Raw genomic sequence first — 14,468 nt, 5'->3', positions numbered from 1 at the left:
AGCTTCGCTAATATCAGATGTTGGACGGCAGGCACCTTGTTGTGCGTCATTCGAAGTTTATGTAGCACGTCCCGAAGGGGCTGACATAAGAAGGTGAATGAGCCACTGGTTAATATTATGCAGCATCTGTGCCAATATTCAAAACACTTTATTAACACAATGATAAATATAGAAAATATGATTATTTATATGAGAAATGATATTGTCCATTTTTCACCCACACCGTCGCCAATCAGCAACACCTGTAACACTTAAAAATAAATTCGTTTTAAATCAAATAATTAAATGTCTCCTTTTGGCGACAATGTAACCTTACCTATGTCGGCATTTCCCGACACTTTACTTTTAGGTGCAAGCGCTGAGTTTATTGCCGGATAGCGGCGTGAACGCCTTATCCGGCCTACAACCGCATTTCCCCGTAAGCCTGATAAGCGTAGCGTTATCAGGCGGCAGACAAAAAAAAGCCCCTCACAAGAGGGGCTTGATGATCATAGGCTAATTATCCAAGCTGTTTACGCGCGTTGCGGAAGATACGCATCCACGGGCTGTCCTCGCCCCAATTTTCCGGGTGCCAGGAGTTGCTCACGGTACGGAACACGCGTTCCGGGTGCGGCATCATAATGGTGACGCGACCATTTTCAGTGGTCACAGCAGTAATACCGTTCGGCGAACCGTTCGGGTTAGCCGGGTAAGCCTCGGTCACCTTACCGAAGTTATCGACGTAGCGCAGTGCCACCAGACCTTTGCTCTCAAGCTGAGCCAGATGCGCACCGTCACGCACTTCCACACGACCTTCACCGTGAGAAACGGCAATCGGCATCATCGACCCCACCATATCGGCAAGCAGTAAAGACGGGCTTTGCGTCACTTCGACCAGGCTGAAGCGGGCTTCAAAGCGGTCGGAGTGGTTACGCACAAAGCGCGGCCACAGGTCGCTTCCGGGGATTAGCTCACGCAGGTTAGACATCATCTGGCAACCGTTACACACCCCGAGCGCCAGGGTTTGCGGGCGATGGAAGAAGGTTTCGAACTCATCACGCACGCGGTTGTTGAACAAAATTGACTTCGCCCAACCTTCCCCTGCGCCGAGTACATCGCCGTAAGAGAAGCCGCCGCAGGCTACCAGCGCCTGGAAGTTACCCAAGCCGATGCGTCCCCCCAGCAGATCGCTCATGTGTACATCGATGGCGTCAAAGCCCGCACGGTGGAAAGCTGCCGCCATTTCGACGTGGGAGTTAACGCCCTGCTCGCGCAGCACGGCCACTTTCGGACGCGCACCGGTGGCGATATACGGCGCGGCAACATCGTCGTTAATATCGAACGTCAGTTTGACGTTGATACCCGGATCGGCATCGTTGGTTTTAGCGTCGTGTTCCTGATCGGCGCATTCCGGGTTATCGCGCAGACGTTGCATCTGCCAGGTGGTTTCCGCCCACCACATACGCATCGTGGTGCGACTTTCGCTGAACACCGCATGACCATCTGCTTCGACCACGAAGCGGTCGCCCTGCACGGCTTTCCCCAGATAGTGCACGCAATCGGCAAGGCCATGTTGAGCCAGCAACGCCTCAACCGCTTCACGATCACCTGCGCGAACCTGAATCACCGCGCCCAGCTCTTCGTTAAACAGCGCCGCCAGACGATCTTCCCCCAGAGAGTGGATATCAGCTTCAATACCGCAGTGACCAGTGAAGGCCATTTCCGCCAGCGTCACCAGCAAGCCACCGTCGGAGCGATCGTGGTAGGCCAGCAGCTTACGTTGTGCGACCAGCGCCTGAATGGCGTCGTAGAAGCCTTTCAGTTGCGCTACGTTACGCACATCGGCAGGCTTATCCCCCAGTTGACGGTAAACCTGCGCCAGCGCCGTCGCACCAAGCGCGTTGTGACCCAGACCAAGGTCAATCAGCAACAGGGCGTTATCTTCAGTAGAAAGCTGCGGGGTAATGGTGTGGCGCACATCTTCCACGCGGGCAAAGGCGGTGATCACCAGCGATAGCGGCGAGGTCATTTCACGCTGTTCGTTGCCTTCCTGCCAGCGGGTTTTCATCGACATAGAGTCTTTGCCCACCGGAATGGTCAGGCCAAGCGCCGGACATAATTCTTCCCCAACGGCTTTTACCGCTTCGTACAGTCCGGCGTCTTCGCCAGGGTGACCTGCAGCCGCCATCCAGTTGGCCGACAGTTTAATGCGTTTGATATCGCCAATCTGCGTTGCCGCAATGTTGGTCAGCGCCTCACCTACAGCCAGACGCGCAGAGGCTGAGAAGTCGAGCAATGCGACTGGCGCGCGCTCGCCGAGAGACATCGCTTCGCCGTAGTAGCTATCGAGGCTTGCGGTAGTGACCGCGCAGTTGGCGACCGGGATCTGCCATGGACCAACCATCTGGTCACGCGCCACCATACCGGTAACGGTACGGTCACCGATAGTCACGAGGAACGTTTTCTCCGCGACAGTTGGCAGATGCAGCACGCGGTTAACCGCATCTGCAATCGAGATTTCACTACGATTCAGGGCATCGCCTTTGGCTTTCAGCGTCTGCACATCGCGGGTCATTTTCGGTGTTTTACCCAGCAGCACATCGAGTGGCATGTCGATCGGCTGGTTGTCGAAGTGGCTGTCGCTCAAGGTCAGATGCTGTTCTTCGGTAGCTTCACCGATGACCGCGTACGGCGCGCGTTCACGCTTACACAGCTCATCGAACAGCGGAAGCTGGTCAGCAGCAACCGCCAGCACGTAGCGCTCCTGTGACTCGTTACACCAGATTTCCAGCGGGCTCATACCCGGCTCATCGCTGAGGATATCGCGCAGCTGGAACTTACCGCCGCGACCGCCATCGCTTACCAGCTCCGGCATGGCGTTAGACAGGCCACCCGCGCCAACGTCATGGATAAACAGAATTGGGTTCGCATCACCCATCTGCCAGCAACGGTCGATAACTTCCTGGCAACGACGTTCCATTTCCGGGTTATCACGCTGTACAGAAGCGAAATCAAGATCGGCATCAGACTGACCGGAAGCCATAGAGGAGGCTGCCCCGCCACCAAGGCCAATGTTCATCGCCGGGCCACCGAGGACGATCAGCTTGGCGCCAACGACGATCTCGCCCTTCTGCACGTGATCGGCACGGATGTTACCGATCCCGCCTGCCAGCATGATCGGTTTATGGTAACCGCGCAGCTCTTCGCCGTTATGGCTGTTGACCTTTTCTTCATAGGTACGGAAGTAGCCGGTCAGCGCCGGGCGACCAAATTCGTTGTTAAACGCCGCGCCGCCCAGCGGGCCTTCAGTCATGATGTCGAGCGCGGTGACAATACGATCCGGCTTACCAAAGTCCTCTTCCCAAGGCTGTTCAAAGCCAGGAATACGCAGGTTGGAGACGGAGAAGCCTACCAGCCCGGCTTTCGGTTTTGCACCACGACCGGTTGCACCTTCATCGCGGATTTCTCCGCCGGAGCCGGTTGCCGCACCTGGCCACGGAGAGATAGCCGTCGGGTGGTTATGAGTTTCTACCTTCATCAGGATGTGGGCTGGTTCCTGATGGAAATCGTAGCGGCCGGTTTTGTGATCGGCAAAATAGCGGCCCACTTCAGAACCTTCCATTACCGCGGCGTTGTCTTTATAGGCAGACAACACGTGGTCCGGCGTGGTTTCGAAGGTATTCTTGATCATCTTGAACAGCGACTTAGGCTGTTGTTTACCGTCGATAACCCAGTCGGCGTTAAAAATCTTGTGGCGGCAGTGCTCGGAGTTGGCCTGCGCAAACATGTACAGTTCAATGTCGTTCGGGTTGCGCCCCAGTTTGGTGAACGCATCCTGCAGATAGTCAATTTCGTCTTCCGCCAGCGCCAGACCCAGACGCAGGTTAGCGTCGATCAGCGCCTGACGCCCCTCACCCAGTAGATCAACGCTGGAGACCGGCGCCGGTTGGTGATGGACAAACAGTTTTTCGGCATCGTTCAGCGCAGAGAAAACCGTTTCCATCATGCGGTCGTGCAGTTCGTCGGCCACCATCTGCCATTGCTCAGCGGTCAGTGTAGAGGCTTCTACATACCAGGCAATGCCACGTTCCAGGCGGCTAATCTGGTGCAGACCGCAGTTGTGGGCAATATCAGTCGCTTTAGAAGACCACGGGGAGATGGTGCCAGGGCGAGGCGTAACCAGCAGCAGTTTTCCTTCCGGCGCGTGGCTTTGCAGAGCAGGACCATATTTCAGCAGGCGTGCAAGCTGCGCGTGCTCATCTTCATTTAACGGTGCATTCAGATCGGCAAAATGGACGTACTCGGCGTAAATATTGTGGACCTGGAGGTTGGCAGCCTGAAAACGTGCCAGCAGTTTGTTAATACGGAATGCAGACAGTGCAGGTGAACCACGCAGAATTTCCATCATAAGTCTCTCGTCTTCTAAGCTTTCGGTGTGCCCAAGTGGGGAAACGGGCGTCATTATAAAGAATCTACCGCGCCGACGAAACCGTTTGCGTCGAAATAAAATCACGACCGTCACTTATCATCAAATGCGGTCAGATTTCTGAATAAGTTGCCAACTGACGCAAGTTTAAGCAAAATGCCGTTCATTAATGACGACTTCACTTCTTAATCAGCACCACAGCAGGCAGAGAAAACGTACGGTTCAGAGAATTAACTAATTGAAAAAATTAAAGATTAATTATCTGTTCATCGGCATATTGACGCTGTTGTTGGCAGCGGCCCTTTGGCCATCTATTCCCTGGTTCGGTAAAGCCGAAAATCGTATCGCCGCCATTCAGTCGCGGGGAGAGCTGCGCGTCAGTACCATCGACTCGCCGTTAACTTACGCGACCCTCAACGGCAAAAAATTCGGCCTGGATTATGAACTGGCCCAGGAATTTGCCGACTACTTAGGCGTGAAGTTAAAAGTTACCGTACGCCAGAACATCAGCCAGCTTTTTGACGACCTGGATAACGGCAATGCCGACCTGTTAGCCGCAGGCCTGGTCTATAACAGCGAGCGGGTGAAAAATTACCAGCCAGGCCCGACCTATTATTCGGTTTCACAACAGCTGGTGTACCGGGTTGGGCAATATCGCCCGCGCACGCTTGCCACCGTGAACGAAAGCCAACTGACTATCGCCCCGGGGCACGTGGTGGTTAACGACCTCCAGCAGCTAAAAGAGAAAAAATTTCCCGATCTGAGCTGGAAAGTTGATGACAAAAAGGGCACCACCGAATTGCTCGATGATGTAATCGCCGGAAAGCTGGATTACACCATTGCAGATTCTGTCGCCATCAGCTTATACCAACGCGTGCATCCTGAGCTGGCCGTGGCGCTGGACGTCTCTGACGAACAGCCGGTGACCTGGTTTAGTCGTCTGGACGATGACAACACGCTGTCTGCCGCCTTGTTGGATTTCTTTAACACCATGAATGAAGACGGTTCTCTGGCACGGCTGGAAGAGAAATATCTCGGGCATGGCGATGATTTTGACTATGTCGATACCCGCACCTTTTTGCGCGCCGTAGACAGCGTGTTGCCGGACCTTAAGCCGCTGTTTGAGAAGTATGCGCAGGAGATAGACTGGCGACTGCTCGCCGCAATATCCTATCAGGAGTCGCACTGGGACGCGCAGGCCACATCCCCGACCGGCGTACGCGGACTGATGATGCTGACCAAAAATACTGCTCAGAGTCTCGGGCTGACCGACCGTACCGATGCCGAACAGAGTATCAGCGGCGGCGCGCGATACTTGCAGGATATGATGAGTAAAGTACCGGATACCGTCCCCGAAGGAGAACGCATCTGGTTTGCCCTTGCAGCCTATAACATGGGTTATGCGCACATGCTTGATGCGCGGGCGCTAACGGTGAAAACCAAAGGCAATCCGAACAGTTGGTCCGACGTAAAACAGCGGCTACCGCTGCTCAGCCAAAAGCCGTATTACAACAAGCTGACCTATGGCTATGCGCGTGGCCACGAAGCTTACGCCTATGTGGAAAATATCCGTAAGTACCAGATTAGCCTGGTGGGGTATCTGCAGGAGAAAGAAAAACAGGCGCAGGAAACACAGCAACTGGCTCAGGATTACCCGGCGGTGTCGCCGGCTGAGCTGTTGGGTAAAGATAAATTTCCGCTTTCAGCCTTTCTGACTCAGACGTCGTCAAACTACCTGTCGCACTCCCCTTCCCTGCTATTTTCGGCACAGAAGAAAGAGGACCAGTAGTCTGATTGGTATTTACTGATTAGCGGATTTTTTCAGGGCCTTGATTTCCTGCCGACGCATGCGAAAGAAATCACTGAGCAACGTGGCACATTCATCCCGCAGGACCCCCTCTGTCACTTCAACCCGATGATTCATCCCAGGGTGATGCAGCACATCCATTAATGACCCGGCAGCGCCCGTTTTCGCATCGCGTGCACCAAAAACGACCCGACCGATACGGCTGTGCACCATCGCGCCTGCGCACATCACGCACGGCTCCAGAGTGACGTACAGCGTGGCATCTAACAGACGGTAGTTTTGCAGCACCAGGCCGCCCTGACGCAGCGCCATAATCTCAGCGTGGGCAGTCGGATCATGATGACCTATCGGGCGGTTCCAGCCTTCGCCAATCACTCGGTTGTTATGTACCAATACCGCACCCACCGGGACTTCACGCTCATCCCAGGCGCGCTTAGCCAGCGTTAAAGCATGACGCATCCAGTATTCGTGGCTAAATTCAACATCTGACAAAGGGGTTACTCCACCAATAAAAGCGGGCGCATTATACACAGACGCTATCGTTTACTCTATTCGAGTTGTTGCAGCTCTCCGCGCGGCGTGACGCGCCAGCGATGCTGGCAAAAAGAGAGTAACGGATTATCCTGCTTACTGTCGCTGTAGCCGCTGTAGAGAGACAACGGTGCGCCAATCTGCCGCTCCAGTTGTGTCACTTTCTCATGGCCCAGACAGCGCAGAGTCAGCACCCAGCCGCCGTATCCCCGCGCCATTTTGCTGGCGATCAGATTGACTCGCGGTAACCACGGAGTATCAAAGTAAACCTGCTCGACCAACGACTGCGGAGAGCCGGTGATAAGCCAGATGTCAGCGTCAGAGCTTAACAGGTAGGTTGTCAGGCGCTGCTGAACGAGCGGAAACGCCGTCACGTTACTGCGAAACCAGCGCACAAAGTCGGCCTGATGCGCTTTCAGACGCGCCTCGCTGCGACCAAAAGTGCATCCCCATAACAGCAGGCTCATTGGCCAGCGGGCGGCGCGCCCTTGTATCAGCAATGCCAGCGCAATCACCGGTAGCAGAGGCAGTACCAGCAACGCGTTCAGCGGCTGGCGACGCAGCAGATAACGAATAAAACTACCGAACATATCCTGCTGGTGTAACGTGCCATCCAAATCAAAAAAGACAACGCGGCGCTGGTGATTGGTCAAACCTTATTCCTCTGGATCAGTGAATCCCAATAGCCAGGTAAACAGGAACCCGGCGATAACTGCTACCAGATAGCCTAACAGATAGAACATCACTTTTCCGGCAACAATCGTCAGTGCCAGCGGTAAGCCGGAGATGCCAAATGTGATGACCGTCGCCACCTTCCAGTAGCTAATCAGCGCTCCACCTACCGCGCCGCCAAGACATGCACCGATAAACGGCTTACCCAACGGCAGCGTTACGCCAAAAATCAGCGGCTCGCCTATACCCAGCAGTCCGACAGGCAGTGCACCTTTGATTACTTTTTTTAACCGCGCATTTCGGGTTTTCATCAGAACCGCGATCGCAGCACCTATTTGCCCAACGCCCGCCATCGCCAGGATCGGAAAGAGCGCGTTATAACCGTGTGCCTGAACCAGCTCAACATGGATGGGCACCAATCCCTGATGAAGTCCAGTGAGCACCAACGGCAGGAAGGTTCCTGCCAGCACGGCACCGACCAGAAAACCGCCGCGATCGATAGCCCAGGATGCGCCGTGAGCAATAGACTCAGAAATCCAGCCGCCAAGCGGTTGCAGCGCCACAATCGCGATTACGCCGGTAATGATGGTAGTCAGCAGCGGATTAAGGATAAGCTCCAGTGATTCTGGCAACAGCTCGCGGAATTTGCGTTCGATCCAACACATCAACGCCACCACCAGCAGTACCGCGATCACTCCGCCGCGCCCTGGCTGCAACGCTTCGCCAAACAGCGTGATTTGTGCCAGTTGCGGGCTGGAGAGGATCCCCGCCATCACCCCGCCCATCGCCAGGGAACCACCGAAAACTTTGGCGGTATTCACCCCGACCAGAATATTCATAATGGCAAACACGGCGCTGCCAAATATGCCCATCAACCCCAGCATATTCGGATAGTGGGTCGCAAAATCCCCCACGATGTCCGGGCGCTTAAGGATGTTAATAATGCCGGTAATCAAACCGGAGGCGATAAACGCCGGAATAAGAGGGATAAAGACGTTCGCCAGCTTGCGCAGCGCATCGCTCATCGGCGCTTTGTACTTCGCTTTGGCATCTGACTTTGTGCGCTCGATATTATTGGCACCTGCTCGCTCGCCGCCATCGGCAATCAGGGAACGCATGGCATCCACCACTTTGGCCGCTTTACCGGGGCCGACAATAATCTGGTGCTGCGCGCCCTGCTTCACGTAGCCGCTGACACCGGGCAGTTGCCTGAGACGAGGGATATCGAGCTGTCCATCATCCTGAACTTCAACCCTGACGCGGGTCATACAGTTTTCCAGGCGCAGAATATTTTTCTCTCCGCCAACGCCCAGTAGAATATCGCTGGCCAGCACCGCCGTCTTATCCATATACACCTCTTAGTGTTCTAACGCCGCGCGTAAAAAACCCTGGTGAGCGGCAAGCTTTTCGCGGGCGGCAGCGGCGTCAAGGCCGGTGAGCGCCATTAAAATAGCTGGCTTAACGTCAAAATCAGTCTGCTTTAGCAGCGCTTGCGCCTGTTCACGCGCAATGCCCGTGGCTTCAACCACCATACGGCACGCCCGATCGATCAGTTTGACGTTAGTTGCCTGCATATCCACCATCAGGTTCTGGTACACCTTGCCAAATTTCACCATCGCACCGGTGGAGATCATATTGAGCACCAGCTTTTGCGCGGTGCCGGATTTCAGTCGTGTTGACCCGGTCAGCGCCTCTGGCCCCACTACCGGAGAAATGGCGATATCCGCTTCATGCGCGATAGGGGAATCCGGATTGCAAGAAATAGCCACCGTCGTACAGCCAACCGAACGTGCATATTTCAGCCCACCAATTACATACGGCGTGCGACCAGATGCTGCCAGCCCCACCACCAGATCCTGCGCGGTAAGATTGAGCGCACGTAGATCGTCTTCACCTAACTGTGGGTTATCTTCCGCACCCTCAACCGCCTTCAGCAGCGCGCCCGGTCCCCCGGCAATCAATCCAACCACCAGACCGTGTGGAACGCCGAAGGTCGGTGGGCATTCAGATGCATCCAGTACCCCGAGACGCCCGCTGGTCCCCGCTCCCATGTAAATAATGCGACCACCTGCTTTTAGCGCGTTAGCTGCCGCATCGACCGCACACGCAACTTGAGGCAGAGTTGCTTTTACTGCTTCGGCTACCAGCGTATCCTGTTGATTAAAACGATGAACCAACTCCAGCGTGGAGAGCGCATCCAGGTCCATGGTCTGGGGATTGCGGGTTTCTGAAACTAATGCACCGAGATTCATTTTTTGTTCCTTAGGAATTTTTAATTCATAATAATCTGCCATAATGGAATATTATATTCATCCAGGCGAATGAAATTTTGTTTTGTAATCGCCATCACGTTTTCGCCAGGAGACAGCATGAACTGTTTAATTCGCATTCGTCAGCGTTACCCGGACCTCGCGCAAAGCGATAAAAAATTGGCGGATTATCTCCTTTCCCAGCCGGATACTGCGCGTCATCTCAGTTCGCAGCAGTTGGCCGCGGAGGCGGGCGTCAGCCAGTCCAGCGTGGTGAAGTTCGCGCAAAAGATGGGTTTTAAAGGATTTCCTGCACTCAAACTGGCGATCAGCGAAGCGCTGGCCAGCAATCCCAACCCCCATTCCATTCCGGTACATAATCAGATTCGCGGTGACGATCCTATGCGTCTGGTGGGGGAAAAGTTGATTCAGGAGAACGTGGCGGCGATGCATGCGACGCTGGACGTCAACAGCGAAGAGAAACTGATGGAGAGCGTCACAATGTTGCGCTCAGCCCGGCGCATTATCGTGACCGGGATTGGCGCATCGGGTCTGGTGGCACAGAATTTTGCCTGGAAGTTGCTGAAGATTGGTTTTAACGCGGTGGTGGAACGCGATATGCACGCCCTGCTGGCGACGGTGCAAGCCCTTTCGCCCAACGATCTGCTGCTGGCCATTTCGTATACCGGAGAGCGCCGCGAGCTCAACCTGGCTGCGGATGAAACGTTGCGCACCGGCGCGAAAATCCTCGCCATCACTGGATTTACACCGAACGCCCTGCAGCAACGGGCAAGTCATTGTCTGTACACGATTGCCGAGGAGCAAGCCACGCGCAGCGCAGCGATTTCCTCCACTCATGCGCAAATGATGCTCACTGATTTACTGTTTATGGCGCTGGTGCAGCAGGATCTGGAGCATGCCCCGGAACGTATTCGCCACAGCGAAGCACTGGTAAAAAAACTGGTCTGAGCAAAGAATGCGCGTATAATGCCCGCCCGATTTGTGATGTTTTGAGAGTTTCCTGATGGCCCTGTTAATCACTAAAAAGTGTATCAATTGCGATATGTGCGAGCCCGAATGCCCGAATGAGGCAATTTCGATGGGTGATAGCATTTACGAGATTAACAGCGACAAGTGTACGGAATGCGTAGGCCATTACGACACGCCAACCTGCCAGAAGGTGTGCCCGATCCCCAATACTATTTTGAAAGATCCGGCACATGTCGAAACAGAAGAGCAGTTGTGGGATAAGTTTGTGCTGATGCACCACGCCGATAAACTTTAACCGCGTCGCCATCCGGCAACGTGCAGAATCTAACTCTCGATAATCACCGTGGCGCAGGCGTAGTGACGCTCATCGGCCAGCGTCACATGCATATGCACGACGCCGAGTTTTTCCGCCAGTTTTAACGCCTCTCCCCATAATCGCAGACGCGGCTTACCGAGTTCGTCGTTAAAGACTTCAAACTGATTAAACGCCAGCCCATTGCGAATACCCGTGCCAAAGGCTTTTGCTGCCGCCTCTTTGACTGCAAAACGCTTCGCCAGAAAACGCACCGGCTGCTGATGCGTTTCCCAGATTGCCCATTCGTTGTCGCTGAGCACACGTCTTGCCAGGCGGTCGCCGGCACGGGAAATTACCGCTTCGATGCGGGCAATCTCCACGATATCCGTACCTAATCCCAAAATCGCCATTAGCCACGCGCTTCCAGCATCAGGCGCTTCATTTCGACTACGGCATCTTTCAGACCGCTCATCACCGCGCGCCCGATAATGGCATGGCCAATGTTCAGCTCGTGCATTTCCGGGATCCGTGCGATAGCTTTAACGTTGTGATACGTCAGACCGTGACCCGCATTCACCTTCAGGCCAAGGCTTGCAGCATAGGTCGCCGCTTTGGCGATACGCGCCAGTTCGCTGGCCTGCTCTGCGTCAGTTTTCGCATCAGCGTAACAGCCGGTGTGAATTTCAATAAACGGCGCGCCAACTTCCGCAGCGGCCTTAATCTGTTCTTCGTCGGCATCGATAAACAGCGAAACCAGAATGCCTGCGTCCGCCAGGCGTTTGCAGGCATCGCGCATCTTGTCACGCTGACCGGCGACGTCCAGACCACCTTCAGTGGTAACTTCCTGACGTTTTTCCGGCACCAGACAGCAAAAATGCGGCTTAGTCTCAACGGCAATCGCCAACATCTCTTCGGTGACTGCCATTTCCAGATTCATGCGCGTATCCAGCGTCTGGCGCAAAATGCGCACGTCACGGTCGGTGATATGGCGACGGTCTTCACGCAGATGTACGGTAATACCGTCCGCGCCCGCCTGTTCAACGATAAACGCTGCCTGAACCGGGTCCGGATATGCGGTACCGCGTGCATTACGTAACGTGGCAATGTGGTCAATATTGACGCCTAACAGTAATTCAGCCATGACAATCCTCGTTAATCATTATTTGTTTTTACTGCGCGTTTTGGCATAAATTGCCGGAACAGTTCCCGGCTTTTTAACGGCTTACCACCAAGATACGGCTTTAACGCCATGCGGGTAAAGCGTTTCGCGGCGCGTAACGTATCGACATCAGGAAATTCACGCGACTCAAGTGCTTTGAGATGGCGTCCGGTAAAGGTGTTGTTATCAATAACGACGCTGGCAATAAACCCTTTTTCTTCCCGGTAACGATAGGTCATCGTGTCGTCTACCGGCTCGCCGCTGCCTGCACAGTGGGTAAAATCGACGCCATACCCCAGATGTCCAAGTAAGGCCAGCTCAAAGCGACGCAATGCAGGTTCTGGCGAACCCGTCGCGCCAGCCAGCGCCTGAATACAGTTCAGGTAATCGAAAAAGAGTTCAGAAAAGCGGGTTTCGTACTCGAGTACGCGCGAGACAAGCTCGTTGATATACAAGCCGCTGTACAGCGTGATACCGCTAAGAGGGAGCGCCAGAGAAACGGCTTCAGCACTACGTAGGGTTTTGACCTCTCCACGCCCACCAAAGCGAAGCAACAACGGGGTAAAAGGCTGGAGCGCGCCTTTGAGATTAGAACGTTTGGAACGTGCGCCTTTAGCCACCAGGCGCACGCGACCCGACTCTTCCGTGAAGACGTCCAGCACGAGACTGGTTTCGCTCCAGGGGCGACTATGCAAGACAAAGGCTCGTTGCCATCCTTCCATATACTCGCCGTGTTTCAGAAGATGGGTTTAGACGTCGTCGCCGTAACCGAGGCTACGCAGCGCGCGTTCGTCATCGGCCCAGCCGGATTTCACCTTCACCCACAGTTCGAGGTGAACCGGCGCTTCGAACATCTCCTGCATGTCTTTACGCGCTTCGATGCCGATGGTTTTGATCTTGGCCCCTTTGTTGCCAATAACCATCTTCTTCTGCCCTTCACGTTCAACGAGGATCAGACCGTTGATATCGTAACCACCGCGCTCATTGGAGATAAAACGCTCAATTTCCACGGTAACGGAGTACGGCAATTCAGCACCCAGAAAACGCATCAGCTTTTCACGGATGATTTCTGAGGCCATAAAGCGCTGAGAACGATCGGTGATGTAATCTTCCGGGAAGTGATGAATAGCTTCCGGCAAATGCTTACGCACGATGCCCGCAACGGTATCGACATTCAAGCCGGTTTCGGCAGAAATCGGCACGATATCAAGGAAGTTCATCTGGCTTGCCAGGAACTGCAGGTGCGGCAGCAGATCGGCTTTTTCCTGAACGTTGTCTACTTTGTTCACAGCCAGAATAACCGGGGCTTTGCCATCACGCAGCTTGTTGAGCACCATTTCGTCGTCCGGCGTCCAGCGGGTGCCTTCCACAACGAAAATAACCAGTTCAACATCACCGATCGAGCTGCTCGCCGCTTTATTCATCAGGCGGTTGATCGCTCGTTTTTCTTCCATATGCAGGCCCGGGGTATCGACATAAATCGCCTGATACGCGCCTTCGGTATGGATGCCAACAATACGGTGACGTGTTGTCTGAGCCTTACGTGAGGTAATAGAAATCTTCTGCCCAAGCAGATTATTCAACAGGGTGGATTTGCCGACGTTCGGGCGACCGACGATGGCAATAAATCCGCAGTAAGTTTTCTCTTCGCTCATTCCAGCTCCAGTTTTTTTAACGCCTGTTCGGCGGCAGCCTGCTCAGCCTTACGACGGCTCGAACCCGTGCCAACCACCGGTTCACTCAGGCCGCTGACCTGGCAGTGGATAGTAAATTCTTGATCGTGTGCTTCACCACGGACCTGCACCACCAAATAAGACGGCAGAGGCAGGTGGCGACCCTGCAAATATTCCTGCAGGCGCGTTTTCGGATCTTTTTGTTTATCGCCCGGGCTAATTTCATCCAGACGAGTTTGATACCAGTTCAGGATTAATTGCTCAACGGTTTGAATATCGCTGTCGAGGAAGACGCCGCCGATCAACGCTTCAACGGTATCGGCCAGGATCGATTCACGACGGAAGCCACCGCTTTTCAGCTCACCAGGCCCCAAACGTAAACATTCACCGAGGTCAAACTCACGGGCTAATTCAGCCAGCGTATTGCCGCGAACCAGCGTTGCGCGCATGCGGCTCATGTCACCTTCGTCCACTCGAGGGAAACGGTGATACAGCGCATTAGCGATAACAAAGCTCAAAATAGAGTCGCCCAGAAATTCTAAACGCTCGTTATGTTTGCTGCTGGCGCTCCGGTGAGTTAATGCCTGCTGCAACAGCTCCTGATGATTAAAAGTGTAGCCCAGCTTCCGTTGAAGCCGATTAATTACGATGGGGTTCATGCGATACCAATAAATGAATGCGTCAACA

Annotated in this window: 13 protein-coding genes; 3 read left to right on the top strand and 10 right to left on the bottom strand. The window is 54.3% G+C overall.

What is annotated here, in order from left to right; all coding sequences use genetic code 11:
- Window positions 1-499 precede the first annotated feature (499 nt).
- Window positions 500-4,387 (bottom strand): phosphoribosylformylglycinamidine synthase, encoded by a 3,888-nt coding sequence (gene purL, locus OGV57_RS16820; protein ID WP_054528656.1) that lies wholly within the window; start codon window positions 4,385-4,387, stop codon window positions 500-502.
- Window positions 4,388-4,643: 256 nt separating this feature from the next.
- Between purL and mltF the strand changes: the two genes are divergently transcribed.
- On the top strand, window positions 4,644-6,194 hold the full coding sequence (mltF, locus tag OGV57_RS16815) for a membrane-bound lytic murein transglycosylase MltF (RefSeq protein WP_003838390.1): 1,551 nt from the start codon (window positions 4,644-4,646) through the stop codon (window positions 6,192-6,194).
- A 12-nt stretch (window positions 6,195-6,206) separates the two neighbouring features.
- On the opposite strand, the gene tadA is transcribed toward mltF, so the two are convergent.
- From tadA to murQ, 4 genes are read right to left on the bottom strand one after another with little or no spacing between them, the layout of a single operon-like run.
- A complete protein-coding gene (tadA, locus tag OGV57_RS16810) occupies window positions 6,207-6,743 on the bottom strand; it encodes a tRNA adenosine(34) deaminase TadA (RefSeq protein ID WP_071524296.1) in 537 nt (178 codons plus the stop codon).
- 17 nt (window positions 6,744-6,760) lie between these two features.
- Window positions 6,761-7,396 carry a phosphatidylglycerophosphatase C gene (gene yfhb, locus OGV57_RS16805; protein WP_003037603.1) on the bottom strand — a complete coding sequence of 212 codons (636 nt, stop codon included), beginning with the start codon at window positions 7,394-7,396 and terminating at the stop codon, window positions 6,761-6,763.
- 3 nt (window positions 7,397-7,399) lie between these two features.
- Window positions 7,400-8,764 carry a PTS transporter subunit EIIC gene (locus tag OGV57_RS16800; RefSeq protein ID WP_054528657.1) on the bottom strand — a complete coding sequence of 455 codons (1,365 nt, stop codon included), beginning with the start codon at window positions 8,762-8,764 and terminating at the stop codon, window positions 7,400-7,402.
- Between the two features lie 9 nt (window positions 8,765-8,773).
- Entirely contained in the window at window positions 8,774-9,667 is an 894-nt protein-coding gene (gene murQ, locus OGV57_RS16795; RefSeq protein ID WP_032937935.1) for an N-acetylmuramic acid 6-phosphate etherase, read from the bottom strand.
- Window positions 9,668-9,784: 117 nt separating this feature from the next.
- Between murQ and OGV57_RS16790 the strand changes: the two genes are divergently transcribed.
- Window positions 9,785-10,633: a MurR/RpiR family transcriptional regulator gene (locus OGV57_RS16790; protein WP_003037593.1), complete on the top strand. Its 849-nt coding sequence runs from the start codon at window positions 9,785-9,787 to the stop codon at window positions 10,631-10,633.
- A 55-nt stretch (window positions 10,634-10,688) separates the two neighbouring features.
- Complete coding sequence (locus tag OGV57_RS16785) at window positions 10,689-10,949, top strand: YfhL family 4Fe-4S dicluster ferredoxin (protein WP_003037590.1); 261 nt, start codon at window positions 10,689-10,691, stop codon at window positions 10,947-10,949.
- A 29-nt stretch (window positions 10,950-10,978) separates the two neighbouring features.
- Here OGV57_RS16785 and acpS read toward each other — a convergent pair whose 3' ends face one another.
- The 5 genes from acpS to rnc are packed head-to-tail and all read right to left on the bottom strand — an operon-like array spanning window position 10,979 to window position 14,440.
- Complete coding sequence (gene acpS / locus OGV57_RS16780) at window positions 10,979-11,359, bottom strand: holo-ACP synthase (protein ID WP_054528658.1); 381 nt, start codon at window positions 11,357-11,359, stop codon at window positions 10,979-10,981.
- Window positions 11,359-12,090: a pyridoxine 5'-phosphate synthase gene (gene pdxJ / locus OGV57_RS16775; RefSeq protein ID WP_016150781.1), complete on the bottom strand. Its 732-nt coding sequence runs from the start codon at window positions 12,088-12,090 to the stop codon at window positions 11,359-11,361. The genes acpS and pdxJ overlap by 1 nt, the downstream gene beginning before the upstream one ends.
- A gap of 11 nt (window positions 12,091-12,101) precedes the next feature.
- Entirely contained in the window at window positions 12,102-12,830 is a 729-nt protein-coding gene (gene recO, locus OGV57_RS16770; protein ID WP_003037583.1) for a DNA repair protein RecO, read from the bottom strand.
- A gap of 27 nt (window positions 12,831-12,857) precedes the next feature.
- Complete coding sequence (gene era / locus OGV57_RS16765) at window positions 12,858-13,763, bottom strand: GTPase Era (RefSeq protein ID WP_003037581.1); 906 nt, start codon at window positions 13,761-13,763, stop codon at window positions 12,858-12,860.
- Window positions 13,760-14,440, bottom strand: coding sequence for a ribonuclease III (rnc, locus tag OGV57_RS16760; RefSeq protein ID WP_003037579.1), 681 nt, complete (start codon window positions 14,438-14,440; stop codon window positions 13,760-13,762). The genes era and rnc overlap by 4 nt, the downstream gene beginning before the upstream one ends.
- Between the last annotated feature and the right edge of the window lie 28 nt (window positions 14,441-14,468).

Origin of the sequence: Citrobacter sp. Cf087 (assembly GCF_030334285.1) — a bacterium.
Taxonomy (GTDB): Bacteria; Pseudomonadota; Gammaproteobacteria; order Enterobacterales; family Enterobacteriaceae; genus Citrobacter; species Citrobacter freundii.
The sequence above is the reverse complement of the archived record's forward strand: the minus strand, read 5'-3'. Positions and strand labels throughout refer to the sequence as shown.